Raw genomic sequence first — 24,321 nt, 5'->3', positions numbered from 1 at the left:
TAGGCGAATTCTGGCTCACATCCGGGAGCCGATTAATCCGCAAGCCTGTTGGTCGCGTCATCGGTATGGCAGCCGCTCGAGTCGCGCCATTACGTGAAACTTAACAATACAATCGGTCTTCATGGCACCTACTCCCGTCCCCCTCTTCGCTGAGCGCGTCCGCGCCAGCTTCATGCGCCAGAATGCGATGGCGCTTATCCAGGCGACCTTGCCCGTGATCGAGCACGGCCGCACCGAAATTCACCTGCCTCATTGGGACGGTGTCGAGCAACAGCACGGCTTTGTACATGGTGGCGTGGTGGGCATGATTGCCGATACAGCTGGCGGTTACGCTGCGATGACCATGGTTCCAGACGACGCCTCGGTTTTGACGGTCGAATACAAGATGAACTTGGTCGCTCCGGCCGACGGCGAAACGCTGATCGCCCGTGGGCAGGTAGTGCGCCCCGGCCGTACGCTAATTGTTACCCAGGCAGAAGTATTCGCCGTCAAGGACGGGCGTGAAACGCTTTGTGCACTGATGCAGCAAACGATTATGGTAATGCACGGCAAGGCGGAGAGGTAAGACCGGTCGCTAGCGCGACCTGATGCGTCGCTGCGTCCTCCGGCTCAATCGAAACAGTCTGACGGCGAAGTTGCCCAGCGGATTAGAGCGCTCGCCACGCATGCTCAATACAATAGGTTCAAGGAGACTCAATGAGAATATTGAATCGGTCCACGCCCGCGCTTATCGCACTGTTGGCGGCGTTGCTCACCGCATGCACCACCGCAGACGTCACCTCCCCTGCGCAGACACGTGCAACACTGGCACCGTCCGGAAAACTCCGGGTTGGCGTCTACTCAGGCAGCCCTTCGTCCATCGTCCAGGGCACGTCGTCGGCCGACGCCAAGGGTGTGGGTTTCGATTTGGGCAAGGCACTGGCTGCTCGGCTCGGTGTACCGTTTGAACCGGTCATATTCCCGTCGAATGCCGGCGTGCTCTCCGCAGTGGAATCCGGCCAAGTTGATGTCACCTTTACCAACGCAACAGCCGAGCGCGCGCAGCATATGGACTTCTCCCAAACGTACATGGACGTTGAGAAAAGTTTCCTGGTTCCCGGGGGATCGTCTATTGCCGCATTGTCCGACATGAGCCGCCCGGGGATGCGAATCGGTGTAAGTACGGGCAGTAGTACCGCCGCAGAGCTAACACCGCTTTATCCCAGCGCTATCATGATCCCGATACCCACGCTTGCACGCGCACGCGAGATGCTTGCAAATGGCCAGCTCGATGCCTTCGCGACAAATAAAGCCATACTCTTCGAAATGTCCGATGGGTTGCCCGGTTCACACGTACTTGCCGGTCGTTGGGGTATGGAGCATTTCGGGGCGGCCATTCCGAAAGGGCGGCAGCAGGCGATGCCTTATTTACGTCACTTCATCGACGACGCGCGCTCCGATGGCCTGGTCACACAGGCGATCACAAGAGCGGGACTACGTGGAACGGTGCCGGCGACAACCGCAATTTCAAACCCCGGCTAATCCCTTGCTCGCGCGCACACAATGGCGCCGAACGCTATCCGACGCCGTTCAACGCGGCTTCAATTCGACGGGTGCTGCGGCGCGATAGCCGCCGCCGAGCGCCTTCGTCAACGCAATCTCCTGACCGAGCGTCTGGCCATCGAGCGTGAGCAGCGCAACCTGTTCCGCGATCACCGGCCGCCGCGCTTCGAGCGCCGCGAGCCGACTCGTCAGGCCTCGCTGATAATGCGCCTCGACGCTGTCCCTCACGAACGCAACCGATTCGATCTGCTGCTTCTGCAATTCGGTCTCCGCGTCGAGCGCTTGCAAGCGGCTGCCCGTTTGCGCGACATCGCGTACCGCGTTGAGGACGGCCTGATTGTACTGCTCGATCAACAGGTTGCTCCCCTCGCGTGCACCGCCAAGGTTCGCGTTGAGCCTGCCGCCATCGAAGATCGGCAGATATAGGCCCGGAATCAAGTTGATTTGCTGGCTTGCATGCGTGAAGAGGTCGGCGAGGTGCAAAGCGTTCACGCCGAAGAACGCCTTGATGTCGAAGCTCGGATAGAACGCCGCCTTCGCTGCGTCGATGCGGTCGAACGATGCCTGTACATACCAGCGCATCGCTTGCAGGTCAGGCCGCCGGGCGAGCAGCTCGTATGACAGCGTGGCCGGTAGGGCCGCCTGCGAACGCGGCAGTGCAACCGGCTTGATGGCGGCCAGGCCATCGGGGCCCGCGCCGACCAGCGCCCGCATCGATTCGCGAAGCTGCAGGATCTGCCCTTGCGCCGACACAATCTGCCGTTCGATGGCCAACTGCTGCGCTCGTGCTTCTTCGAGCGCGGTGCGCGATTCGAGGCCGCGCGCCGCTTGCGCTTCGTGGGCTTGCACCGCGAACACCGTTATTTCATGCGATTGGTTCAGCAGATCGATGAGCTGATAAGTCGTTTGAATGCCGTAGTAAAGCTGTGCCACATCCGTGGAGATTTCGAGTTCGACAGCGGACGTCTCGGCAAGCCGCGCATTGTTCACGCCAAGCGACGCTGCGACCTGCGCACGCTGCTTGCCCCAGAGGTCGACGTTCAGGCTTGCGCCCAGCCCGACGACGCCCGCGGTGTACCACGGCCCTGTGAACCCCTCAGCTGGTACGTTCGATGCGAACGGGCCGAGAAAGCCGTTCGAGGAAATATGCTCGCGATCCAGCAAACCCAGCGCGGTAACCTGAAGGTTAGACCCCGCTTTGACAAGCTCGACGTCTGACCTGGCTTGCGCCACGCGGGTACGCGCAATCGTCATCGTTGGCGCATTGCTCAGCGCCTGACCAATGAGTGCATCGAGTTGCGCATCGTTATAACGCGTCCACCATCGGGCGGCGGGCCAGCCGTCTCGCACAAGGTGGATGTCGTCCGCAAGATTGATCTGTTCGGGCGCGATCTCGGTATAGGGCGTGCCGTTGTGGTGGATCAGCGCACAACCCGTCAGGCAGACGCACATTAACCCTACGACGGCGAGGGCGCGGCCTCGCCACGAGGAAGTGCCGGGATCCGAGCGCACAGTCATGTTCCTACCGCCTGTGAGGCCAGCACCGTGACGCGCGCCTCGACACGCCAGTCCGGCAGCCCCGCGATCTGTCGCGAGAGTTCGTCCGCTGCGGCGATGAGCGGTCGATCGGCCGGTTGGGCCGGTCGGGCCGGTTGGGCCAGTTCGACGGCTTGCGTAGCCGGCTCAACGCGGCGCGGCGCGCGCGCATCGGGTGGGTTGATTACAAGCTCGTCCGCGTATCGGTTAAGTTCGGCGCGCGAGCGTTCCTGGGCCGCGCGCACTGCGTCGATAGCGGGTGCGCTTGACGATCCCACTTGCGCCGCGAGCGTCTTGCGCAACGCATCGCAGGCGAGCATGATCTCGCGCCCCTGCGCGAGGACGGTTTGCGCGCGCAATGTCAGTTGCGTCTGCTCCACTTCCTGCCAACTGGGCTCGAGCGCGACACGCGACAGCGTCGCTTCGCACTCGGCTAGCACGGCCCACGCCTGCAACTGCCGCTGCGCATAAGCCAACTCGTCCTGTTGGTCGACGCCCGCCTGAGGAGCACGCAACTGTGCGGCAATCGCGCGCAGCATCGTGGCGAGCTTCTGCCGCAACTCGTCGCCCTCGCCCTCCCGCCAGAACGACATCTGCACGAAGGTCGCCACGCCGACGCCCAGTGCAATGCCCACCATCCGATCGCGGATTTCAGTCAAATTCGTGGCTGGGCCGAACTGATCGAGCAATGCGAGCGAGAAGGTGAACATGACCTGGAGGCCGGCATAGCCGATCCGCTCCGAACCCGCCGCTATCCACGCCCCCAGCGCGACGACGGGCAACGCCATCAGCAGCAAGCCGACGATGTCGTCAAGATGCGGAACGACGAACACGACCATGAACAGCGCCAGCGCACTACCGACGGCGGCCCCGGACAGTCGCAGCAACGCACGCTGCGTCGATGCGCCGAGGCTCGGTAGTGCGACGATCAGGCAAGTCAGCATGATCGTGTGGATGCCCTGCCAGTCTACGGCGTTGTAGAACACATAGCAGACCAGCACGGCAAGCATCGTCTTCAGTGAAAAGCGCATGTACGCAGGATTGGTCCACGCGTCCGCCGCGACCATCGGCTCTTTCGCGGGCGGCTTGCCCGGTTCGGTACCGCTTGCGACAAGATCGGCGTAGGCGCGCAATGCACGCTGCAATTCGACGGCCGCAGGCATCGTATTGGCGACGGCACGGTCTTCCGCCGTCGCGGTGCCGGCGTAGCGATAGGACTCGCCCGACATCACCGCTTCATCGAGCGCGCGGCAGTTTACGCGCAACTCCTGCAACACCGCCCGTTGCGCTGCTGTCGCTCCCGGCGACTCAAGTGGTAACTCAAGTGGTAACTCATGCGCGCCACGATGAAGGCGCGACACGGTCGCGATGCACGCCAGTTGCAACGCCTGATGCTCCCGATAGCGGGCGTCGCGCATCGCGGTGAATCGCAACAGCTTCTGCAGCGAGAGCGCACCGCGCTGGACGGCAGCCAGCGTGATCGGCGCGGCGCTCGTTGTGCCGGCTATCAGTTGCGTCACGCACGTTTCCAGCGTCGTGAGTTGCCGATGAATCTCCGCCTTGAGCTGCAATTGCGGTTCGGCAGGCAACAGCAACGTGTTCACCACCAGCGCCAGTGCGATCGCATAGTTGACGGCAACCCACACCCACAACACCGCGCGAATCAGCAAATCGGCCTGATCGGTCTGGTCCACAAAGCTCTGCACGTAGATCACGACGATGGCAACAATGAAGAACACCACGCCAATCTTTAGAATGCGAAGCAAATACACGCTGCCGAAGAACAGCAGGCTCGCGACGACGATGCGTACCAACGGGTAGTCGAAAGTGCACTTCAGCAGCAGGATCGACAGACCGATTGCGAGTGTCGATCCGACGATGAACATCAGGCCGACGAGCCGCGTGACCACCACGTTCGACTGCGTGACGTAAAACACCACCAGCAGCGACAGCGCCAGCTCCGGCACTTCGAGCGCCATCGACGCGACGATCACGATGGCGCTCGTGAGCATGCAGCGCAACATCACGTTGAGCCGCCCAGGAAAAGGCGCCAGCTCGCGTGTCAGGAAATCGCCTGCATCGCGCAGCGTAACGGGCAGATAGTCGGCGACGGCCATGGGCACTCCTCAATGGCTTTCGCCGTCGCCGCCGGGATGCAGCACCGCCACCGCCGATGTGCCGACGCGAAACAGCTCGGGGTTCGGATTATCGACCCGGATCTTTACCGGGAAGCGCTGCGACACATGGACCCAGTTAATCGTGCGTTGAATGCGCGGCAATCCGCCGGGCAATGCAAGGCCGCCTTCATCGGACGCGATGCCATAGCTGATCGAATCCACGCTCCCCCGGAAGCGCTGGTCCGTATCGCTCATCAGGTACACCGTCGCAGGCGTCCCCGCCCTGATGCCCTTGAGCTCCGTCTCGCGGAAGTTCGCAACCACGTACCAATGGCGCGTATCGATCAATGTGAAAACGGGTTTGAGCGCGGTTACAAACTGACCTATCGACGTCTTCAATGACACGATGCGTCCGTCGAACGGTGCTCGCACCGTCGCATACTCGAGGTTCAATTCGGCAATCGAGATCTCCGCCATGACGACAGCACGCTGCGCGACCAGCGCGTCGACCCCGCTCACAGCCGCTGCCGCTTGCTGCGCCTGCAGTTGCGCGGCGCTGAGTTCGGCCTGCGTGGCGCGTTGTGCGGTGCGCGCGCGGTCGACATCTTCTGCCGACACATAACCGTGCGACAACAGCGGCTCCATGCGGTGCAGCGTATCGGACGCCTGGCTGGCCGCGGCTCGCGCACGCTCGACGGCCGCACGCACCGACTGCGCGTTGTACTGCTGCGCATTGACCGTGCGCTGGGTGAGCTCGATTTGCCGGTCAAGCGCGACGAGCGACGCATTGCCCCGCGTCAGCGCATCCTGATAAGGACGCGGATCGATGCGGAACAGCACCTCACCTTGCTTCACCGCCTGGTTGTCGTGCACGGGCAGGTCGACGATGCGCCCGCTCACCTCGGGCACGACGTCGATCGTATCCGCATAGACGTAGGCATCGTCGGTGCGAGGCGTGCGATCCAGCCGGTGGATGACAAATATCACCAGTAGCAGCGTCACCACGACCAGGACGATGGCCGGCCATGTTCTCTTCTTTGTCGTACTGACAGTCGTCGCCATTGGGTTACCTGAAGCAGATCAATGTTGGAACAGCATTAACCAGACAGCGAGTGAAAGGAAAGTGACCAGCGTGGGATACACCACGGCTGAAGGCCCCAGCAGAAGGCCGGCCTGAAAACGCTTGAGTATCAGATAGATGACGACCGTGAGCACAACGCCCGCGACGATACAGAACAGCCAGTCCGGGAAGTACGAACCGAGCACGTTAATGGACGGCGCATACGCGCACCCAGACTCGAGAACCGCGACAATCGCGGCCATACCGATTGCACGCTTTGGACCTCTACCTTTGTCAGGTGGAACGTATCGTTTCAAAATTGTCCCTGGGGTTATCACCAACTCGCCACAATAACGCTAAAAAAAGGCATGCGCATTACATGAATATGTAGTGTCGCCGAAAGGAACAACGATGTAAATCGAGCGCTGAGATCGTCACCACGTCTTCGCCGGCAATACCGCCAGCCATCGTCAACGTGCTGTGGCGTTCGATTTCTCTATCGGAAGGCTGAATTTGAAGGTTACGCCGCGGGACACATTGCGCACGGCCCAAATCCGACCGGCGTGTGCTTCGATGATGGACCGGCAGATTGCCAGTCCCATGCCCATTCCGGTTTCTTTCGTAGTGAAGAATGGTTCGAAGATCTTTTCAAAGTCCATATGTCCTGTACCGCGATCCTCCACGTCGATTACCACATTGTCGGCATCGCGATGGGAGCGGATCACTAGCAGCCTCGGTCGTTCCTGCGTTGCCGCTAACGCTTCAATGGCGTTGCGCACGAGGTTCACGATCACCTGCTGAATCTGGACCACGTCCGCGCTGATCTTCGACACGTCTTCGCCCAATATTGTCTCTAGCGAAACCGCGTTGCGCTGAATGTCGTCGGCCATCAGCGTACAGACCTGAAGGATCAGCTTATTGATATCAAGATCGACCTTTTGGGGCGCCGTGTGCCTGAAAAGCGCCCGAATGCGGCTTACCACGTCGGCCGCCCCATTCGCGTCGCGCAGAAGCTGCTCGGCCGAGTATTTGGCTTCGTCGATCTTGGGCGGCGTTGCGGCGAGCCATCGCACGCATGCGCGCCCATGCGCCACTATGGCCTGGAGCGGCTGATTGAGTTCGTGGGCGATGGAGGCAGACAGTTCGGCAACAGCCGCGAGCCTCGACGCCTGCGCCAGCCTTTCCTGCGCATCGCGCAAGGCCTTCGACAGTTCCGCGCCGTCATCGATATCGACATCAAGGCCGAAGAACTTCATCACTTGCGCGCCGGCCGCTTCAGTACCACGGTGCTCTCGAGCGTGGTCGACTTCGAGCCTCGACAGCAGGTCCGGCTCGTCCGATAACTGATCGAGGAGCGCGACGAGACGGTGTCGCACGCTTTCGGATCGGCGCGCCCCCTCCTCGATTGCGGTGACCAATTCAGCCCACCCAGGCTGCCGAGTTTGCTCAGCCAGATAGGCCCGGACCATGATCTGCGCAACGAGATCGAAATGGTCCAGGAGATACACCGAGACGTCGGCCAGCAGTTCTTTGGCAATACGCTCGTCCAACTCTCCCAGCGCGACGTATGTGCTCCAGATCTCTCGCAACCCTAGGCGCAGCGCTTGAAGCAAGTTCTGCAGCGGCACGCGTTGATGCTCACGTCTTTGGCTGATTTCCCGAAAGACGTCCATGTCCTGAGCCGATGGAGATTGGCCCGACAGCAGCGTCTCGAACCATACTTTGGCTGACAGCGCAACGGATTCGTGAACGTCCTGTTTCGCTGCCGGTGCGAGCAACTTGTATCCGTCGAGCTGCCTCAGTATCGCAAGCGTGCGTTCGACGACAAGCGTCAGATCGGCCGCGATGGATACGGTTTTTTCCCGCAAGTGAAGACTGATTTTTGGAACGTTGGCTAACACGGCGATATAGGTATCATTGGCGGGGACATGATTTCGACTAACGAGCAGCGCCGGCGCAGCGACTTTCGTGGCTGCGCACCGACAGGTTCCCTCCCGACACTCTGCAATGCGATTCGATGCGGCGTATCATGGGGCGGAAAGAGCCGTTTCCGGCGAAGCCCCAGTGGACCGCCCGGCAGCGATCGACAAGCGCCGCCCCTCGTCAAGGGGCATGCTTCGATCTCAATCCGGTGCATACATGATCTCCCGGCGCGGCGCGGCCCACCATCCCCCTTATTGGGGAGATGCGCTCAATCGATGGGGGGTGGCGGCAAGCACGCCCCCCCGATAACAATGCGTGTGACTGAAAATGCGCGTGACTGAAGAGACGCCCGAGACGCCCGCGAGGGGGCCGCACCTTTTCCTCGCAACGAAGGTCGTTGCGCCACGCCTGCCGGCAGATTTGATCGACCGTCCGCGGCTCGCCGGTCTGGCTGAGCGTGCCGAGACCAAACGTCTCACCGTCATCAAAGCGCCCGCCGGATTTGGCAAAACTTCGCTGGCGCTCAGTTGGCTCAACCGGCTGCGCGCCAGCGGTACGCAAGTGGCGTGGCTGTCGCTGGACGCCGAGGACGACGAACCCGCGCGCTTCCTGAACTACCTGGCGCAGGCGTTGCAGCATGCCTGCGGCAACGTAGGCGCCACGGCGATCAGCCTGACGGCCGACGCCGCGTTCGTCCCATCACACGCCGTCGTCTCCACCCTGATCAACGAGCTGGTCGAAGTCGACGACGAAGTCGTTCTGTTTTTGGATGACTATCACCTGGTCAGCCTTCCGGCAGTCCACGACGCGATGTCGTTCTTTATCGAAAAGACACCCTCGCATGTGCATGTGGTCATCTGCAGTCGTACAGATCCACCGCTGCCGCTTGCGCGGCTCAGAGCCGGAGACGACCTGCTGGAAATCGATGCGTCGGCACTACGTTTTGACTTCGATGAAACCACGCACTTCGTCGAACACGCGTTGCCCGGCATGCTGAACGCCTTCCACATCGAGACGCTTTTTGCCAGCACAGAAGGCTGGGCTGCGGCGTTGCGCATCTCGATGTCCGAGCTCTCGCGCAAGGAATGCCAACCGGCTCAGCAGCATAATGTAGCGTCTGGCAAGTCACGGCCGTTCGCCGCCTACATCGAATACATGTTTGAACGGTTGCCCGCCGAAATGATCGAGTTCATGCTGCGCACGTCGATACTCGATCGGTTGAGTGCGTCGCTCTGCGATGCGGTAACGGGCCTGCCCACCAGCCAGCGCATGCTGGACGAAATCGGCGGGAGCCAATTGCTGTTGCAGGCGATCGACTGCGACGGGCAATGGTTCCGCTATCACCATCTGATGGGCGAGTACCTGCGCAAAAAGCTCGGGGCACAGCACGCCGACGAGTTGGCGGAGCTGCATTGCCGCGCGTGCAAATGGTATGGCGAGCAGGAGCTGTGGACTGAGGCGGTCAAACATGCGATCGCCGCGGGCACTACGGATAACGCAATTCGCCTTATGGAGCGGTGCGCGATGGCACTGGTCAAGAAAGGCGATCTGCTCACGCTGCTCAGTTTGCAACGCCGGTTTCCCGCGGGTCTGCCCGGCACACAGGTAAACGTTACGCTGGCGATCGCTTGGGGCATGGCGCTCGCCATGCATTTCGACGAGGCGCTCGCGATGTTGAATCCGGTCGAACAAGATATCCAGCCTCGCACTAGCGCCGAATCCGAAGACATCCGGTGGGAATGCCAAGCGATCCGTTCGGTCGTCGCGGGGCTGAAGGACGAGCCTGAGCGGGGGCTCGCTATCGCCCAGGCCTGCCTCGAGCGGCCGTCTGCCAATATTTGGACAATCAATGTGGCATCCAACGTCGTGCGCTTCGCGCATTGGAAGGCCGGCAACCTCGAAGCGCTTTACGCCACGCCATGGATTGCCCATTCAATCGAAGACGACCAGCGCAACCTGTATTCGTCGGTCTACCGGCTGTGCCTGCTAGGGCATGCGGAGATGCAACAGCTGCACTTTGGGCTTGCCGAACGGTATTTCACGGAATCGATGCAACTGGCTGAACGGTATGCCGGTCCCGGTTCGCTCTCGGTCGCGTTGTGCGCGCCGATGATAGGACAAATCTGGTACGAACAAGGCCGACTGGACGAAGCTGAGAAGCTAGTTGCGGAGTTGATGCCAGTGATTGACATTGCGGTCTTGCTCGATAGTGCGTTAATTGCCTATCGCCTGCTGATCCGAATCGCAGTCGCACGTTCGGACATGAGGCAAGCGTACGCGTTGCTCGATCGGGCGCAGGCGTTGGGTTGCGCGCGTCAATGGGAACGGATGATTGCCGCCGCCCTCGCCGAACGGATACGACTATATGTCCTGGAAGACAGGGTGGTCGAGGCGGCTGCGTGCGTTGCGCAACTCGACCAGATGGCGCGGTCGGATTCCCATCCTTCACGTTCCAGGTCGCTAGAGATCGAGAATTACTGGGCACTCGGGGCGGCCCGCGTTGCAGCGGCCCGGCACCGGACCGAAGAGGCCGCCGCGATGCTCAGCGCCGCACTGCTCAGCGTCGAATGCCGACATAGTGACTTCCTCGCGATGCGCGTGCGAACCGTGCTCGCGCTCGTCTGGCTGGCAGCGAACGAACGGGTGCGTGCCGTCGAGATTTTTCGTGAAGTCCTGAGGGTCGCCGCGCCCGCAGGCGTGTACCAATCCCTACTCGACGTGGGACCGGACATCGGACCGCTACTGCAAGCCGTGTACGAAGACGCGCGGCAGACGGCGCAAGCGAGCAAGCTGACCGCCTACATCAATCGTCTGCTCCACGGCTGGCGGGTACTCTATCAGCCCGGCGGCAACCATCAGCGCGACACCGAGCGCGGATCGCTAAGCGCAAGGGAGCGCGAAATCGTCGACTTGATTGCCCGAGGACAGTCGAACAAGGAAATCGCAAGAACGCTCGGGATCGGAGCGGAAACCGTCAAATCCCATGTGAAAAGCCTCTTCATCAAACTAGGCGTCGATCGGCGCGCGCAAGCCGTTGCACGTGCGCGGGACCTCAGTCTTGTCGGTCCACACTAGGCGGCATGCAAAGGTCACAGCGCGTGTAGCACAATCAAGCTATACCATCGAGCAGGTCCAGCAATGCATCTCCATCGATAGGCTTTTTGAAGAAGCCCAATGCTCCCCTGCGCAGATAGTAGTCTTCCGTATACTCAGTCGGTTTGCCGGTGATAATTATGACGGGCGTAAGTGCGCTCGAATGTACCGTTCTTTCGAGCACCTGAATGCCGTCAATGGGTCGCATTCCCAGGTCGGTGATAACGCATACCAGACCCGAGTCGCCGTCGGAGAAGAAATTCAGTGCAGATTCGTAGGTCCGTGTTTCATACCCACCGGAGGCCAGGAGGTTGGCAAGCGATTTCAGGACCCGTCGATCATCATCAATCACGGCAACGGTTCGAATCCGAGGCGCGGGCATTTTTTCTCCGAGTCATAGAGTCCAACAAAGAATCGGTGCTAGCGTCAGGCATCGAATGTTGTGTCGACGACGTTTCGAGCCGCAGTCTGCTTGCCTGCCTGACCAGAGTGGCAAATGAATCCGCCTGCATTTTTTTCATGATGTGGCCGCGATGTACCTGCACGGTGTATTCAGTGATACCAAGGACTCCCGCCACCTGCTTGTTGAGCAAGCCACTGACGAGTAACGGCAAAAGCTCCTGCTCGCGAGGCGTCAGCGATTGATGCAGAGCGTGGAGCGCCGCGGCCTCCTCCGCCTCCTCGCGAAGCACATGTGCCCTGGCGAGTGCCGCATCGACCGCGCGCATCAACGCATCTTCATCGAGGGGTTTTGTGAGGAACTCAACAGCCCCGCCCTTCATGGCCAGGACCGTGGACGGCACATCGCCCCTTCCGGTAATGAAAATAACGGGAATCTGTGAGTCCCTGCTGACAAGGGTCTGAACTTCCAGTCCACTCATGCCTGGCATTCTCATGTCCAGGATCAGACATGCAACGACGTTTTGACGCGGTGTGTCCAGAAACTCTCTGCCGGAGTCGAATGCCTGGACGTGTCTTCCGTTTGCGCGCAGCAGCGCAGCGAGCGCATCTCGCACCCGTGCGTCATCGTCGACCAAATAGACCAGTTCGCTTGCGGATTCCATGAAGCCCCTTTGTTGTTAGGTGAAAGCCTCTCCTAACGTCGGCATGGTCGGTCCACGATGGTCTCGTTGAATTGACATCTCACACGGTCGTGCCGACCCGAAAATTATAGCCGTCCGAACCGTCGCCCGGAAGCATGGGCAGCCGTATTCTGCCTTACATGAATATGTAATGGCGCCACGCAGTATGAAGTTGTAAGTTTATCTTATCGCCTCATAGGCCCAACCGGTAACGCCTGATACGGCGCTGGAACATCTGCTTTGAAACGCCGCCGCATCGACAACCGGATGCATAGAAATCCCTATCATGCCAATCGTGGCGGGAACACAGAGTATCACTATCCAATGCGCCGACGAATTCCGGGGTAGACATGCGTACCGTGTTGATACCACACTCGTCTCGCAATGCCGCCCTCGGCGTCGCCATATCAGGTGTGTCAGGGGTCGCAGGGTTACTGGAACCCATTACGGGCTGCCTTGGCCTCCTCTTCGTTATCCTGTTCGCGCACTTTTTTGGCCGCGGCTTCGGGCGCCTGGCTGCCGGGTTCGCCTCGCTTGGGATGGCCGCAGCGGCGTTGGCATTCAATCACTCTCCTCTTACCTCCGGCGCTATCGCCCGTTGCACCGTCGCGATCGCGGCGGCATGGCTTAGTGCCGAACTGGTCTCTCGGCGCCACCTCCTCGTAATGGAAATCGAAGAAACCATACCGAATTTACGAAGACTCATAGACGCATTGCCCGCGATGATCTGGAGGGCCACATATCTCAAGCAAACGGAAATGGCGCTCGAACAACGAGAGCATCAGCTGCAGAAACTGACTGAGACCATCCCCGCCATGCTCTGGTGCAATAGTCCGCGAGGGGGGCTCACTTACATCAATCGAAAAACCTTCGATTTTGTTGGTCTGGATGTTTCGCAACTCGCGGACCTCGGCTATCGGAAGACTCTTCATCCTGACGACGTGGACAGCCTCCTTCAGGCATGGACACACTCGATCGAGACTGGCGAACCGTACAGCCACGTTGCTCGGCTTCGCCGAAAGGACGGGGCTTACCGGTGGTTCCAGCACACCGCCGAAGCAATGAGAGACTGCGATGGCAACATTGTCCAATGGTGCGGACTCAGTCTTGATATCGACGAACGGCAGCGTGCGGAGGACCGGCTCAGACAGGCTCAGGCGGACCTCGCACGGGCAACCCAGATTGCCACGGTCGCGGAACTCTCTGCATCCATCGCACACGAACTCAATCAGCCTCTCACGTCCGTTATCGCCAATGCGCAGGCCTGCAAACGGTGGCTCGCAGCCTATCCGCCAAATTTGAGCGAAGCCAGGACTTCCGTGGAAAGCGTGGTTCGAGATGCTCGCTCCGCCGACGAGACCATGCAAAGCATACGCGCACTGTTCAAGCGGCAATCGTTCCAGAAGCGCCAACGAAACGTGAAAGACATGGTCCTCGAATCCGTACGACTGCTACAGGAAGACGAAGCCAAGCATACCGCCGAGATCGAGTTCGATCTGCCCGATAGCCTGCCTCCGGTGTTCGTCGACCAGATACAGATTCAGCAGGTCCTTCTTAACCTGATCATGAACGCAATAGAGGCCACGGAAAACTCGGGACGCACGCCTAAGATTCTCATTACCGCATGCCCCCTTGACGACCAGTTCGTGCTGCTCGAGGTCGTCGACAACGGTTCGGGTATCGTTGGCGGCGACAGCATATTCGACGCATTCTTCACGACAAAGAGCAAGGGAATGGGCATCGGGCTCGCCGTGTCTCGATCCATTATCGAAGCTCATGAGGGACGTCTTACTGCCGCCAATAACGAACGCTACGGAGCAACCTTCAGCGTCGTCCTGCCAGTCTTGCCTGCCTAGATTTTCCAACAAGGGCGGGCGAAAGCGAATTCAGAATCACTCCAGTTTCATGTAATTGCGCTCAGACATCCTGCCCACTACCATCGCAGGCAGGTAGGACACTGAAGCCGCCACGGCTCGATGAAGTTGACGCCGCTATCGGAGTCGCTGGCCTGCGCAGATCGCTATCCAAATACAGCGGTCTCACCCATATGGACATTTACCGCAATGATTCGCATTGAGAACCTGACCGTGTTCGCGGACCGACGAGAGGTATACGTCGACGATGTCCTTGTCGAACTCGGTTACAAAGCAATGGATGTGTTGCTCATCCTGATCGAGGCCAATGGCGCACTGGTGACGAAGGAGAAATTTACAAACCAAGTGTGGCCGACCACCATAGTTGGCGAAAACAACCTTCGCGTACAGATCAGCATGATCCGCAAAATGATGGGCGCACATCGTAAGTTGCTTGTATCGGTGCCGGCTCTCGGCTATCGCCTGCTCAGACCGGTCCAGCCAGCACAGGTGCATGTCCAACTACTTAGTCACCATTCGAACCTCGCTTCGACGCCCACATAATCCGCTTTCAAAAGCACGGCTTGCCGGTGATGGAGCCGCAGGCCAAAAACGTTACCTATTTATGTAATCCAAGGCACGTCCAGGTGTCTGGCCTCGTTGCTCAGCGAGCATCGAGCGCCCATGGTTTCTCTGCGCGGATTGCAGATTCATGTAATAGCCGTCCTTCTCCGCGCCAATTATCATCAAAAACATAGCGCAACGAAACGTCCGTTTTTTACCTGTGGAGATGTGAAATGGCAACGATAGCGGCCGACTACATGGTTGGTGCATTAGTAAGTGCCGGAGTGAAGCGTGTGTACGGTGTCGTGGGGGATTCGCTTAATGGATTCACTGATTCCCTGCGCCGAGACGGTTCGATTGAATGGGTTCACATGCGGCATGAGGAAAGCGCGGCTTTCGCCGCTGGCGCCGAGGCTCATCTCACGGGGCAGCTCGCAGTCTGTTGTGGAAGCTGCGGCCCCGGGAATCTGCACCTTATCAACGGCTTGTTCGACAGCCATCGTAGCGGAGTTCCTGTTCTTGCTATCGCCGCACATATCCCCAGTACGGAAATCGGCATCGACTATTTTCAGTCTACCCACCCCGAAATGCTGTTCAAGGAATGTAGCCACTACGTCGAAGTCGTCCACAGTCCTGACCAACTACCGCAAGTTTTGAGTCGTGCCATCCGCACGGCAGTTGCGCGTAAAGGCGTCGCTGTTGTCGTCATACCGGGCAATGTGGCATTGGGACCTCTCACAAAATCGGCGCCGAAATGGAGTGCCCCTTGCGCTCCGGTGATACACCCATCGAACGACGAAGTCGCCAAGCTCGCGAGTCTGTTGAACCAGTCGTCGCGAGTGACGCTGCTTTGTGGTGCGGGTTGCAAGGACTCCCACGCGGAAGTCGTAGAACTCGCCCGTAAGCTGCAAGCGCCGATAGTGCACTCGCTGCGAGGAAAAGAGTACATCGAATACGATAACCCGTTCGATGTGGGGATGACGGGCCTTATCGGGTTCACCTCCGGCTATTCAGCGATGAAGAGTTGCGACATGCTCCTGATGTTGGGCACCGACTTTCCTTATCGGCAGTTCTACCCGGAGGGGGTGACCATCGCGCAAGTCGATACAAGGGCGGAAGCACTCGGCAATCGCTGCTCGATAGAGCTCGGCGTATTGGGAACCGTCAAAGATACGCTCGATGAACTTCTTCCAATGATTCAGCAGAACGCGGACAGCAGCTTCCTGAATCACGCGCTCGACGACTATCGCAAGGCTCGCAAGAGTCTGGATGCGCTCGCGCAGCCGGAATCGGGCAGCAGCACCATCCATCCGCAGTACGTGACCCGCCTCGTCAGCGAACTCGCGAACGAGGACGCCATCTTCTCCTGCGACGTCGGTACCCCCGTCGCATGGGCGGCCAGATATCTGAAGATGAACGGCAAACGACGGCTGGTCGGTTCGTTCAATCACGGCTCGATGGCCAACTCGCTGTTGCATTCGATTGGCGCGCAGGCCGCCTTCAGAGACCGGCAGGTGATTTCGATGTCGGGTGACGGCGGCTTCACCATGATGATGGGTGAGTTTTTGACGCTGATTCAAGCGGGTTTGCCGGTCAAAGTCGTCGTGCTCAACAATGGAACGCTGGGCTTCGTGGAAATGGAGATGAAGGCCAGTGGGTTCATTGATACGGGATGTGACCTGAAAAATCCGAACTTCGCTGCGATGGCCAATGCGATTGGAATCAAAGGCGTGCGCGTCGAGCACCCTGCGGAGCTGGAAGGGGCCCTGCGCGAAGCATTCGCGCATCCGGGTCCGGCTCTCGTCGACGTAGTGAGCGCACGCCAGGAGCTCGTGATGCCTCCTGCGACCACCGCTGACCAAACTTACCACTTTGGACTGTTTATGCTTCGTGCCGTCATGGATGGTCGAGGCCAGCAGCTCATTGACCTCGCAAAGGTCAATCTGTTCCGATAATTCAGCCCGCAATGGAAATCGAGCCATGTCCAGCAACGCCGTAAGCACTGTCAATGTTGCATCAGCCCGCGAGCCCATGCACATGGGTTTCGTCATCGCGTGGCTTTTCTGCGCCGCGTTCTACTTCATGCAGTACATGTTGCGCTCCGCACCGGGCGTGATGATGCCCGAGTTGAGTGCGGCGTTCGCCCGCGATGCGCTGGGTGTGGGTGCCCTCGTCGGCCTGTACTACTATACCTACGCGCTGTTCTCGATCGTTTGCGGTGCATTGCTCGATCGGCTCGGTGGCCGGGCCGTCATTCCGGCCGGCATCGTCCTCGTTGCCGTCGGGGCAGCGCTGTTCGGCCTGGGCACCGTGGAGGCTGCACAGATCGGCCGCCTGCTGCAAGGCGCGGGTTCGGCGTGTGGGTTTATCGGTGCGGTGTATCTTGCCACGCGCGGCTTTCCGCCGCGTTCTCTCGCGACGGCGGTCGGTTTCACTCAATGCTTCGGCATGCTGGGCGGCTCCGCAGGTCAGTTCGCCGTTGCGCCGCTGATTCACGGCCTCATCACGTGGCAGCAGTTCTGGTGGATGTCCGGCGTCGTAATCCTTTTGATCGCCGTGCTCGTGCTCATCGTGACACCGGCGGTCCATGACGATAGCCCAGCCAGCCAGCGCTTGTGGATGAAGATGTTCGCGCCGTACAAGACAGTGCTGTCCAATCCGCAGTCCTACCTTTGCGGTTTCTGCGCCGGCCTGCTGTTCTTGCCGACTACGGTGGGGGACATGATCTGGGGTATTCCGTTCCTGCACAACGGTCTCAACGTCAGCTATGCAGAAGCCGTCAATCGCGTGAGCATGGTGCCGCTTGGCTGGGTGATCGGCTGCCCACTGTTAGGCTACCTGTCCGACCGGCTCGGCCGCCGCAAGCCGGTGTTGATCGCCGGCGCGATGCTCATGCTTGCGGCGGGCGCTGGCATTTACTATCTGCCTGCCGGTGTGGCGCCGCCTTACGTGCTCGGCCTGCTGCTCGGCGTCGGCTCCGGTGCGGCAATGCTGCCCTACACGGTGATCAAGGAAGTCAATCCGGACAACGTGAAAGGCAGCGCCAGCGGTGCGATCAATTTCCTGGTGTTCTCATTCAGCGCGTTACTCACGCCCGTGTATGGCAAGCTGCTCGGCCACCTCGCAAACGGCGGCGCAATGAACCTGCCGGTGTTCCGCACAGCCGGGTCGTGGCTGCTCGGTGGCATCGCGCTCGCCATGGTGCTTGCGATGTTCATGCGCGAGACCGGACCGCGCGGACGCGCGAGCGCGTGAGGCGGTACATCCGGACCAGCGTTTACCCCTCATCTTCACCCGTCGGCCCGGCCGTAACGCGTTGCTTTCCACTGCTCGAACCTCTGTCGCGTCTGCGGTTTGATGAACAGCGCGACGATCTCCGGATGCGCGTTGCAGATCCTCGTTTCTATGGATTCCACGCAACGCTCTATTTCCGGTGACCGTAGCTCCTCACTAAATTCAACGCTCAATGCTACGAGAATCTGGTCCGGAGACAGGTGGACAGTAAGGGCTCCATTCGCACTGACAACTCCCTGCTCCTCCAACGCCAAAGCCATCGCGGCGCAGACGAGCACGGGCGACGCCTGCTCGCCGATGAGCAGGCTTTTGCTTTCGTTGGCCAGGATGGTCGCGACGCACGCGAGTACAAGTCCAATCATCACGGACGCGACTCCATCGAGCACGGGAAGCGCCAGCTTTTGTGAAAGAAAAATACCGAGCGCCGCGATGACGATGCCCAGAAGTGCTGCGCTGTCCTCGAACAGCACCATGAAGGAAGGTGGGTCCTTGCTCTTGTGAATGGCTTCCCAATAACCGAGACCGCCGCGGGTCGCTCGAAGCTTGCGGAATGCGGCGAGCCACGAGACGCTCTCGAACACGAAGGCGCACGCCAGCACGATGTAGTTGACATACGGATGATCGATCTCCTTCGGCGTCAGGATGCGTTGCACGCCTTCGTAAAGCGATACGCCCGCGCCGAGTCCGAACAGCATAAGAGCGACGATGAAGCTCCAGAAATAGAGTTCGCGGCCGTAGCCTAGCGGATGGAGACTGTCGGGGCGGCGAGCCGCCATTCTGTATCCGTGCAGCAGTAGCGCTTCGTTGGCCGAATCGACCAGCGAATGGACAGCTTCGCTCAGCATGGCCGCGCTTCCCGTCAATGCGGCTGCGATCCCCTTGGTGACGGTGACCAGCACGTCGCCCGCCAGGGCAAGGTAGACGATCTGTCTGGATGTAAAGGGGGACCTCGTCATGCGTTACCTCGACGGTTGGAATTGTCGTGTGTCGGGAAGACATTGGGCCGTGAGCCAGATTATATGCAGTGCAATCTGGTGCCGCATCGAATGTCGTAGTCGCCTGTCCTCGTTGCGCACCTGATGGAGGGAATCGGCGTCGCGCTCAACGTTCCCGGTAATCGGATGTTCGTCGCGGACCTGGCCGGCTGCGTCTATTGCCCCGATCTCGATGGGAAGCACCCACTCAAGCTCCATCCGCCCGATCCCACGGCGGCACCCCGCCGAACGCATCCACCAGGAAATCGACCATCGCGCGTATCTTCGCACTCAGATGTCGACGGCTCGGGTACAACGCGAGTACATCGATATCAGGCAAGCGATACTCAGGCAAGACCTGAACGAGTTTGCCGGCGCGTAGGTCGCCGCCGACCAGGAACGTGGGTTGCCAGATCACGCCTTGCCCAGCGAGTGCCGCCGCGCGCGCCGTATCGCCGTTATCGGTATGCATGTGGCAGTTGACCTTCACGGCGTGAGGCTTACTGTCTACATCGATCAGTTGCCACTCGTCGCCGGCCGCCGCATACGAATAGCCGATACATCGATGCTCAATCAAGTCAGCGGGCACTGCGGGGTATCCGCAACGCGCCAGATAGGCTGGCGATGCACACAGGATGTTTCTCGATGTCGCCAGCTTCCGGGCTGCCTGGTTGGTTGAGCCGGCGCGTGAGATGCGAATGGCGAGGTCATAGCCTTCCTCGACGATATCGACCACTCGGTCACTCAACGCAATGTCGAGTTCCACGTCGGGATATTTCCGCATGAACTCCGGCCATAGCGGCGCCAGATGCAAAATCCCAAAGCTCACAGGTGCATTGATGCGTAGTCGACCGCGCGGTTTGACCGAGGTTGACGACACGAGTCCCTCAGTCTCGGCAACGTCGTCAAGAATAGATTTGCAGCGGGCGTAAAGGGTCTCGCCGCCCTCGGTGAGAGAAAGCCTGCGTGAGGTGCGATTCAGCAAGCGCGTGCCGAGATGCCCTTCCAACTCATTCACGTAGCGAGTCACGTTGGCGGGCGATGTTTCGAGCGCATCGGCTGCGCGCGTGAAGCTGCCCCGGCTCACCACCGTCACGAACACTTCAAAAGCGCGCAGCCTATCCATATCCGCCCTCGATCATTCACAAATACTGAATGATATATCCATCTTTTACGCCTTTCTGCAGTTGTTGCTCAAGCCTATATTGCTTCTCACGGGCCAAGGCATAGTGCACTGGCCGATAAACTGCAGCAGGAGATTAAACATGCAACGCTTAACAGGAAAAGTCGCCATCGTGACCGGCGCCAGTGCGGGAATTGGCCGTGCCGCCGCAAAACTGTTCGCCGCGGAAGGCGCAAAAGTCGTGATCGCGGCGCGCCGCCAAGCTGAACTTGAAACGCTCGCCGCCGAGATTGTCAGCGAAGGGGGTGAAGCCGCGTTTCTGGCGGGCGACGTGCAGTCGGAGGATTTCGCGAAAGCGCTGGTCGCGCTAGCCGTCAGTACCTTCGGGCGTCTTGACATCGCCTATAACAACGCCGGCACCCTGGGCGAAATGGGCCCGACCACAGGCGTGTCAGAGGCAGGCTGGTCGGCCGCGTTGGCGACGAATCTGACGAGCGCCTTTTTGGGTGCGAAGCACCAGATCCCCGAAATGCTGAAGCAAGGCGGTGGATCCATCATTTTCACATCGACGTTCGTCGGCTACTCATTCGCTTTCCCCGGCACCGCGGCATACGCCGCGAGCAAGGCAGGATTGATTGGACTGACGCAGGCGCTTGCCGCCGAGTATGGACCGCAAGGTGTGCGCGTCAACGCCATTCTGCCTGGCGCCGTGGACACACCGATGTATCGCGGCATGAACGACACCGCCGAGTCGCAGGCCTTCGTGACCGGGTTGCATGCGCTCAAGCGGATCGCACAGCCGGAAGAGCTCGCCCGCTCGGTGCTTTATCTTGCATCCGACGACTCGTCCTTTGTGACCGGTACCGCTTCGCTGGTCGACGGCGGCGCATCGATCACACGTACGTAACCGCCCTTGCAGGCTATCTCGTGCCGCCGTTCACCAAGGAACGACTCTGCCGAGGTAGTCCAGGTAATGCAAGCCGGAACGGCCTTCGTAAGCCTCGATCGTGCTCAGTAAGTTCGGGATGCTTTCTTCGATGCTCAGACGCGCTTGCGGACCGCCCATATCCGTGCGCACCCATCCGGGCGCCATCAGTAACAAGGTTCTCGCGTCGCTTCGGTGGCGCGCAGCAAAGCTACGCATGAACATGTTGAGTGCGGCCTTGCTGCTTCGGTAGACCTCATAGTTGCCGTTATCGTTGTTTGTCAGGCTCCCCTGCCCGGACGACATGACGCCTATCGTTCCGGTCGGCTGCACGAGGTCCTGAAACGCCTCGATCACTCTCATGGGACTCAACGAGTTCGTCACCATGACGCGCACAAATTCCTCGGTCGAGACATCGGCGATCGTTTCACGATCGTCGTTTTTGACACCGGCATTCACGAACAGCACATCCAGTCGTCGAACCTCAAGACGACCGCGTAGCGCGGCGACCTGCTCCGCAAGCGTGATGTCGACTGTTTCAACTTCGAGCGCTCCATGCGAAGTTTTCGCGAGTTGAAGAAGCTTTTCTGGGGAGCTCTGCCTAGCGGTGGCTATCACTCGCCAGCCGCGCTTGAGGTATTCCTCGACCATTGCGAAGCCGAGGCCGCGCGATGCACCGATGAGGAGAACGGTTTTCTGTGGAGATAAGTCTTGCATTGGTAGCTCCCTGTTGATGAAACCTGATTGAAGGTGGCATTGACGAACTGCGCGCTCGTTGGTGAGCCGGTCCAGGGAATATATCGATTTGGAAGGCATGGCGGAAGACGCAAGGTTTGCACTTATAACATGCACCAAACGCCATGCCTGGATGGTTGGTGCTACGATCGGGCATGCCCGAACCCGATTTGAATCTACTCATTGCGCTCGACGTATTGCTGGCCGATGGCAGCGTCGCTGGCGCCGCGCGTCGACTGGGATTGAGCGCCTCGGCAATGAGTCGAACGTTAACTCGGTTGCGAGAGGCGATCGGTGACCCATTATTGGTTCGCGCAGGGCGTCGTATGGTATTGACTCCCCACGCGGAGGCGCTTCGGCAACGCACACAAAATGCGGTTTATGAGGCACGCGCCGTACTTCGTCCCTCGACGACAGAGCCGGATTTCCCAACCTTGCAGCGAACTTTTACGATTCGAGCCAACGACGGCTTTGTGGAGGCGTTTGGTGCTCCGCTCATCGCCGCGGCGACGGCAATCGCGCCGCTCGTGCGTTTGCGCTTCGCACCCAAGCCTGAGAAGACGGCAGCCCATTTGCGAGAGGGTTCAACCGACCTTGAGATCGGTGTCTTGGGCGAAATGGGACCGGAAGTGCGCGTGCAGGCGCTGTTCCGGGATCGCTTTCTCGGTGTCGTCAGAAAGGGCCATCCGCTCGAACTGGAGCACGAGGTCACCGCCGAACGTTACATCGCCTTCGGCCACGTTGTCGCTTCGCGCCGCGAGCGCGCAAGCGGTCCGGTAGATCAAGCGTTGGCTGCCTTAGGTTTAGAACGAACGATCGTCGCCGTGGTCCCAAGCTTTCCCGCTGCGCTGGCCGTGGCTCGAGCCTCCGATTTGATCGCTCTCGTGCCTGCCTCATTTCTGGGCAACCAACCTGAACATCAAGAATCTGCCCTAAACAGAAACACCTACGCTTTCGAGCTGCCTGTGACAACCGAAAAAATTACGGTATCGCAGATGTGGCATCCTCGCTTAGAGGTCGACCCTGTTCATCGTTGGCTCCGGCAACTGGTGCTCACTGTATGTCGGCAGAGGGTGCCGACATAAATCGCATTGACGGGCGGCTGAAAAGACGCGGACTCGGAGTGCTAAAACCGACATCTAAGCGACAAGACTTTAGTGCCGAATTATTGCGTTGGTCTGAAAAAGCAAATGCCGGCGCCATTCGATAGACAACTGATGAATGGCGCCATCAAATTCAGTTATTCGTTAGCGATCACCGCGACACGGTCATTGCGAATGCCCACGATCTGCAATGGGGTATGGGCGTGATTATGCGCGTCGGGCGCATAGGTGCCGCCGAGCGCCGAAGGCATTTCGGTGGTCCTGAGCGCGGCCTCGATCGCTTCGGGCTGGTCGGATTTGGCCCGGCGGATCGCATCCACCGCCAATAAGGTTGCCTCATAGACGAAGAAAGCGCGCTGCGTCGGCACCAAGCCGTAATGGGCTTTATACGAGGCCACGAAAGCTTTCACGCCGGGCAAATCCTGGTCAGGCGTAAACACCGCCACCCCGGTCAGAGTCGCCAAGCCGCCGGCTGCACGGAACTGTGGGGAAACCGCGGCGAGCGCGGTCTGGAAGTCGACGCGTCCGGTCACCGGCACCTTCCAGCCCGAGGTCTCATACGCGCGGAAGAAACCGGCGGTAAACGGACCGAGCACAGTCACCAATTGGTCAGGATTGCCAGCTTTCAGCTTATCGATTACCGGGCCGAAATCGGTCGTGCCGGGCGCCAATCTTTCCTGGTCGGTCACCTGCAGGCCGGCTTCCTTGGCCGCCTTCGCGATAGCGTCGGCGCTAAGCTGCGGAAAACCCCCGGCGGCAGAGACGACGGCCACCGATTTGACGTTGTGCGCGACCAGGTAGCGCACCAAACCACCGGCGATATCAACCTCGGAAGGAATGGTCTTGAACGCATACACATTGCCGCCGACGCCGGAGGCATCGACGAAATCCTGCCCCGCCGAAGTGGCGATGATCAGCGGCACGTGCGCCTGTTCGATGACCGGCATGATGGCGTGGGTGACCGGGGTGCACAGCGCCCCGATGATGACCGGTACGTGTTCCCGCTCGATCAGCCGCTGCGTCGCCGGGACGCCGATGGCGGGCTTGCACGCGTTATCGGCATAGAACGCTTCGACCGGCCGTCCCAGCACGCCCCCGCTCTCGTTGATGTGGTTCAAAGCCAGCTGCGCACCATATTGTTCGGACTGCCCCCGATCGGCGGTGGGACCGCTGAGTATCGTGGTGATGCCGATCCGGATCGGCTCGGCCGCCTGGACTTGGGCCGTAGTCACGCTGAGTAAAGTGGCGAGGAACAGAGCGGTACGCGTCATGGTGGCTCCTGATTGGCGGGGGTGTCGCTAATATAGCGGAACGGCACACGCTGCGCACGCTATCGATCGCTGCGCGAGGTCATGTTCTCTGACGCTCACGGTTGCCGTGCGTGACACCTATCGCCG

General features: G+C 59.9%; 20 protein-coding genes. 9 read left to right on the top strand and 11 right to left on the bottom strand.

The window, feature by feature from the left end:
• Positions 1-121: 121 nt before the first annotated feature.
• Together GSQ77_RS25610 and GSQ77_RS25605 are read left to right on the top strand one after the other, a co-directional pair.
• Entirely contained in the window at positions 122-565 is a 444-nt protein-coding gene (locus GSQ77_RS25610) for a PaaI family thioesterase (RefSeq protein ID WP_216854941.1), read from the top strand.
• Positions 566-696: 131 nt separating this feature from the next.
• On the top strand, positions 697-1,521 hold the full coding sequence (locus GSQ77_RS25605; RefSeq protein ID WP_158906075.1) for a transporter substrate-binding domain-containing protein: 825 nt from the start codon (positions 697-699) through the stop codon (positions 1,519-1,521).
• Between the two features lie 48 nt (positions 1,522-1,569).
• On the opposite strand, the gene GSQ77_RS25600 is transcribed toward GSQ77_RS25605, so the two are convergent.
• The 5 genes from GSQ77_RS25600 to GSQ77_RS25580 all read right to left on the bottom strand — a co-directional run bounded on the left by GSQ77_RS25600 (position 1,570) and on the right by GSQ77_RS25580 (position 8,033).
• Positions 1,570-2,994, bottom strand: coding sequence for an MdtP family multidrug efflux transporter outer membrane subunit (locus GSQ77_RS25600; RefSeq protein ID WP_254067834.1), 1,425 nt, complete (start codon positions 2,992-2,994; stop codon positions 1,570-1,572).
• Between the two features lie 62 nt (positions 2,995-3,056).
• Positions 3,057-5,195: an FUSC family protein gene (locus GSQ77_RS25595; protein WP_158906071.1), complete on the bottom strand. Its 2,139-nt coding sequence runs from the start codon at positions 5,193-5,195 to the stop codon at positions 3,057-3,059.
• 9 nt (positions 5,196-5,204) lie between these two features.
• Positions 5,205-6,257 carry a multidrug transporter subunit MdtN gene (mdtN, locus tag GSQ77_RS25590; protein WP_158906069.1) on the bottom strand — a complete coding sequence of 351 codons (1,053 nt, stop codon included), beginning with the start codon at positions 6,255-6,257 and terminating at the stop codon, positions 5,205-5,207.
• A gap of 18 nt (positions 6,258-6,275) precedes the next feature.
• Complete coding sequence (locus tag GSQ77_RS25585; RefSeq protein WP_158906067.1) at positions 6,276-6,518, bottom strand: YtcA family lipoprotein; 243 nt, start codon at positions 6,516-6,518, stop codon at positions 6,276-6,278.
• A gap of 207 nt (positions 6,519-6,725) precedes the next feature.
• Positions 6,726-8,033, bottom strand: a complete 1,308-nt coding sequence (locus GSQ77_RS25580; protein WP_254067789.1) for a sensor histidine kinase — start codon at positions 8,031-8,033, stop codon at positions 6,726-6,728.
• Between the two features lie 472 nt (positions 8,034-8,505).
• Between GSQ77_RS25580 and GSQ77_RS25575 the strand changes: the two genes are divergently transcribed.
• The gene (locus tag GSQ77_RS25575; RefSeq protein ID WP_158906063.1) at positions 8,506-11,253 is read left to right on the top strand and encodes a LuxR C-terminal-related transcriptional regulator; all 2,748 of its coding nucleotides are present in this window, start codon (positions 8,506-8,508) and stop codon (positions 11,251-11,253) included.
• Positions 11,254-11,287: 34 nt separating this feature from the next.
• Here the strand turns inward: GSQ77_RS25575 and GSQ77_RS25570 are convergent, their stop codons facing one another.
• Positions 11,288-11,623, bottom strand: a complete 336-nt coding sequence (locus tag GSQ77_RS25570; RefSeq protein WP_254067788.1) for a response regulator — start codon at positions 11,621-11,623, stop codon at positions 11,288-11,290.
• Positions 11,616-12,335 carry a response regulator transcription factor gene (locus tag GSQ77_RS25565; protein WP_158906059.1) on the bottom strand — a complete coding sequence of 240 codons (720 nt, stop codon included), beginning with the start codon at positions 12,333-12,335 and terminating at the stop codon, positions 11,616-11,618. Before GSQ77_RS25565 ends, GSQ77_RS25570 begins: the two co-directional genes overlap by 8 nt.
• Before the next feature lie 368 nt (positions 12,336-12,703).
• On the opposite strand from GSQ77_RS25565, the gene GSQ77_RS25560 reads away from it, so the two are divergent.
• The 4 genes from GSQ77_RS25560 (at position 12,704) to GSQ77_RS25545 (ending at position 18,025) form a co-directional block, all read left to right on the top strand.
• Complete coding sequence (locus tag GSQ77_RS25560; RefSeq protein ID WP_158906057.1) at positions 12,704-14,209, top strand: PAS domain-containing sensor histidine kinase; 1,506 nt, start codon at positions 12,704-12,706, stop codon at positions 14,207-14,209.
• 207 nt (positions 14,210-14,416) lie between these two features.
• Entirely contained in the window at positions 14,417-14,770 is a 354-nt protein-coding gene (locus GSQ77_RS25555; protein WP_158906055.1) for a winged helix-turn-helix domain-containing protein, read from the top strand.
• Between the two features lie 233 nt (positions 14,771-15,003).
• Complete coding sequence (gene poxB, locus GSQ77_RS25550) at positions 15,004-16,725, top strand: ubiquinone-dependent pyruvate dehydrogenase (protein ID WP_158906053.1); 1,722 nt, start codon at positions 15,004-15,006, stop codon at positions 16,723-16,725.
• A gap of 25 nt (positions 16,726-16,750) precedes the next feature.
• Complete coding sequence (locus GSQ77_RS25545) at positions 16,751-18,025, top strand: MFS transporter (RefSeq protein WP_158906051.1); 1,275 nt, start codon at positions 16,751-16,753, stop codon at positions 18,023-18,025.
• 35 nt (positions 18,026-18,060) lie between these two features.
• Here the strand turns inward: GSQ77_RS25545 and GSQ77_RS25540 are convergent, their stop codons facing one another.
• Both GSQ77_RS25540 and GSQ77_RS25535 read right to left on the bottom strand, forming a co-directional pair.
• Positions 18,061-19,020 carry a cation diffusion facilitator family transporter gene (locus GSQ77_RS25540; protein ID WP_158906049.1) on the bottom strand — a complete coding sequence of 320 codons (960 nt, stop codon included), beginning with the start codon at positions 19,018-19,020 and terminating at the stop codon, positions 18,061-18,063.
• A gap of 226 nt (positions 19,021-19,246) precedes the next feature.
• On the bottom strand, positions 19,247-20,164 hold the full coding sequence (locus GSQ77_RS25535) for a LysR family transcriptional regulator (RefSeq protein WP_158906047.1): 918 nt from the start codon (positions 20,162-20,164) through the stop codon (positions 19,247-19,249).
• A 139-nt stretch (positions 20,165-20,303) separates the two neighbouring features.
• Here GSQ77_RS25535 and GSQ77_RS25530 point away from each other — a divergent pair, with 139 nt between their 5' ends.
• The gene (locus GSQ77_RS25530) at positions 20,304-21,068 is read left to right on the top strand and encodes an SDR family oxidoreductase (protein ID WP_158906045.1); all 765 of its coding nucleotides are present in this window, start codon (positions 20,304-20,306) and stop codon (positions 21,066-21,068) included.
• A gap of 30 nt (positions 21,069-21,098) precedes the next feature.
• Here the strand turns inward: GSQ77_RS25530 and GSQ77_RS25525 are convergent, their stop codons facing one another.
• Positions 21,099-21,803, bottom strand: coding sequence for an SDR family NAD(P)-dependent oxidoreductase (locus GSQ77_RS25525; RefSeq protein WP_158906589.1), 705 nt, complete (start codon positions 21,801-21,803; stop codon positions 21,099-21,101).
• A gap of 173 nt (positions 21,804-21,976) precedes the next feature.
• Between GSQ77_RS25525 and GSQ77_RS25520 the strand changes: the two genes are divergently transcribed.
• On the top strand, positions 21,977-22,906 hold the full coding sequence (locus GSQ77_RS25520) for a LysR family transcriptional regulator (RefSeq protein WP_158906043.1): 930 nt from the start codon (positions 21,977-21,979) through the stop codon (positions 22,904-22,906).
• Positions 22,907-23,061: 155 nt separating this feature from the next.
• On the opposite strand, the gene GSQ77_RS25515 is transcribed toward GSQ77_RS25520, so the two are convergent.
• Positions 23,062-24,195 carry an ABC transporter substrate-binding protein gene (locus GSQ77_RS25515; RefSeq protein WP_158906041.1) on the bottom strand — a complete coding sequence of 378 codons (1,134 nt, stop codon included), beginning with the start codon at positions 24,193-24,195 and terminating at the stop codon, positions 23,062-23,064.
• Positions 24,196-24,321: the final 126 nt, after the last annotated feature.

Origin of the sequence: Burkholderia sp. L27(2015), assembly GCF_009765705.1 — a bacterium.
Lineage (GTDB): Bacteria > Pseudomonadota > Gammaproteobacteria > Burkholderiales > Burkholderiaceae > LMUX01.
This window is presented reverse-complemented; position numbering and strand designations above follow the sequence as displayed.

Excerpts from the sequence above, each read along its gene's own strand:
- GSQ77_RS25535 (WP_158906047.1), bottom strand. The coding sequence starts at position 20,164 with ATGGATAGGCTGCGCGCTTTTGAAGTGTTCGTGACGGTGGTGAGCCGG.
- GSQ77_RS25555 (WP_158906055.1), top strand. The coding sequence starts at position 14,417 with ATGATTCGCATTGAGAACCTGACCGTGTTCGCGGACCGACGAGAGGTA.
- GSQ77_RS25600 (WP_254067834.1), bottom strand. The coding sequence starts at position 2,994 with ATGTGCGTCTGCCTGACGGGTTGTGCGCTGATCCACCACAACGGCACG.
- GSQ77_RS25530 (WP_158906045.1), top strand. The coding sequence starts at position 20,304 with ATGCAACGCTTAACAGGAAAAGTCGCCATCGTGACCGGCGCCAGTGCG.
- GSQ77_RS25560 (WP_158906057.1), top strand. The coding sequence starts at position 12,704 with ATGCGTACCGTGTTGATACCACACTCGTCTCGCAATGCCGCCCTCGGC.
- GSQ77_RS25525 (WP_158906589.1), bottom strand. The coding sequence starts at position 21,803 with ATGCAAGACTTATCTCCACAGAAAACCGTTCTCCTCATCGGTGCATCG.
- GSQ77_RS25565 (WP_158906059.1), bottom strand. The coding sequence starts at position 12,335 with ATGGAATCCGCAAGCGAACTGGTCTATTTGGTCGACGATGACGCACGG.
- mdtN (WP_158906069.1), bottom strand. The coding sequence starts at position 6,257 with ATGGCGACGACTGTCAGTACGACAAAGAAGAGAACATGGCCGGCCATC.
- GSQ77_RS25575 (WP_158906063.1), top strand. The coding sequence starts at position 8,506 with ATGCGCGTGACTGAAGAGACGCCCGAGACGCCCGCGAGGGGGCCGCAC.
- poxB (WP_158906053.1), top strand. The coding sequence starts at position 15,004 with ATGGCAACGATAGCGGCCGACTACATGGTTGGTGCATTAGTAAGTGCC.
- GSQ77_RS25520 (WP_158906043.1), top strand. The coding sequence starts at position 21,977 with ATGCCCGAACCCGATTTGAATCTACTCATTGCGCTCGACGTATTGCTG.
- GSQ77_RS25605 (WP_158906075.1), top strand. The coding sequence starts at position 697 with ATGAGAATATTGAATCGGTCCACGCCCGCGCTTATCGCACTGTTGGCG.
- GSQ77_RS25595 (WP_158906071.1), bottom strand. The coding sequence starts at position 5,195 with ATGGCCGTCGCCGACTATCTGCCCGTTACGCTGCGCGATGCAGGCGAT.
- GSQ77_RS25540 (WP_158906049.1), bottom strand. The coding sequence starts at position 19,020 with ATGACGAGGTCCCCCTTTACATCCAGACAGATCGTCTACCTTGCCCTG.
- GSQ77_RS25515 (WP_158906041.1), bottom strand. The coding sequence starts at position 24,195 with ATGACGCGTACCGCTCTGTTCCTCGCCACTTTACTCAGCGTGACTACG.
- GSQ77_RS25610 (WP_216854941.1), top strand. The coding sequence starts at position 122 with ATGGCACCTACTCCCGTCCCCCTCTTCGCTGAGCGCGTCCGCGCCAGC.
- GSQ77_RS25585 (WP_158906067.1), bottom strand. The coding sequence starts at position 6,518 with ATGGCCGCGATTGTCGCGGTTCTCGAGTCTGGGTGCGCGTATGCGCCG.
- GSQ77_RS25545 (WP_158906051.1), top strand. The coding sequence starts at position 16,751 with ATGTCCAGCAACGCCGTAAGCACTGTCAATGTTGCATCAGCCCGCGAG.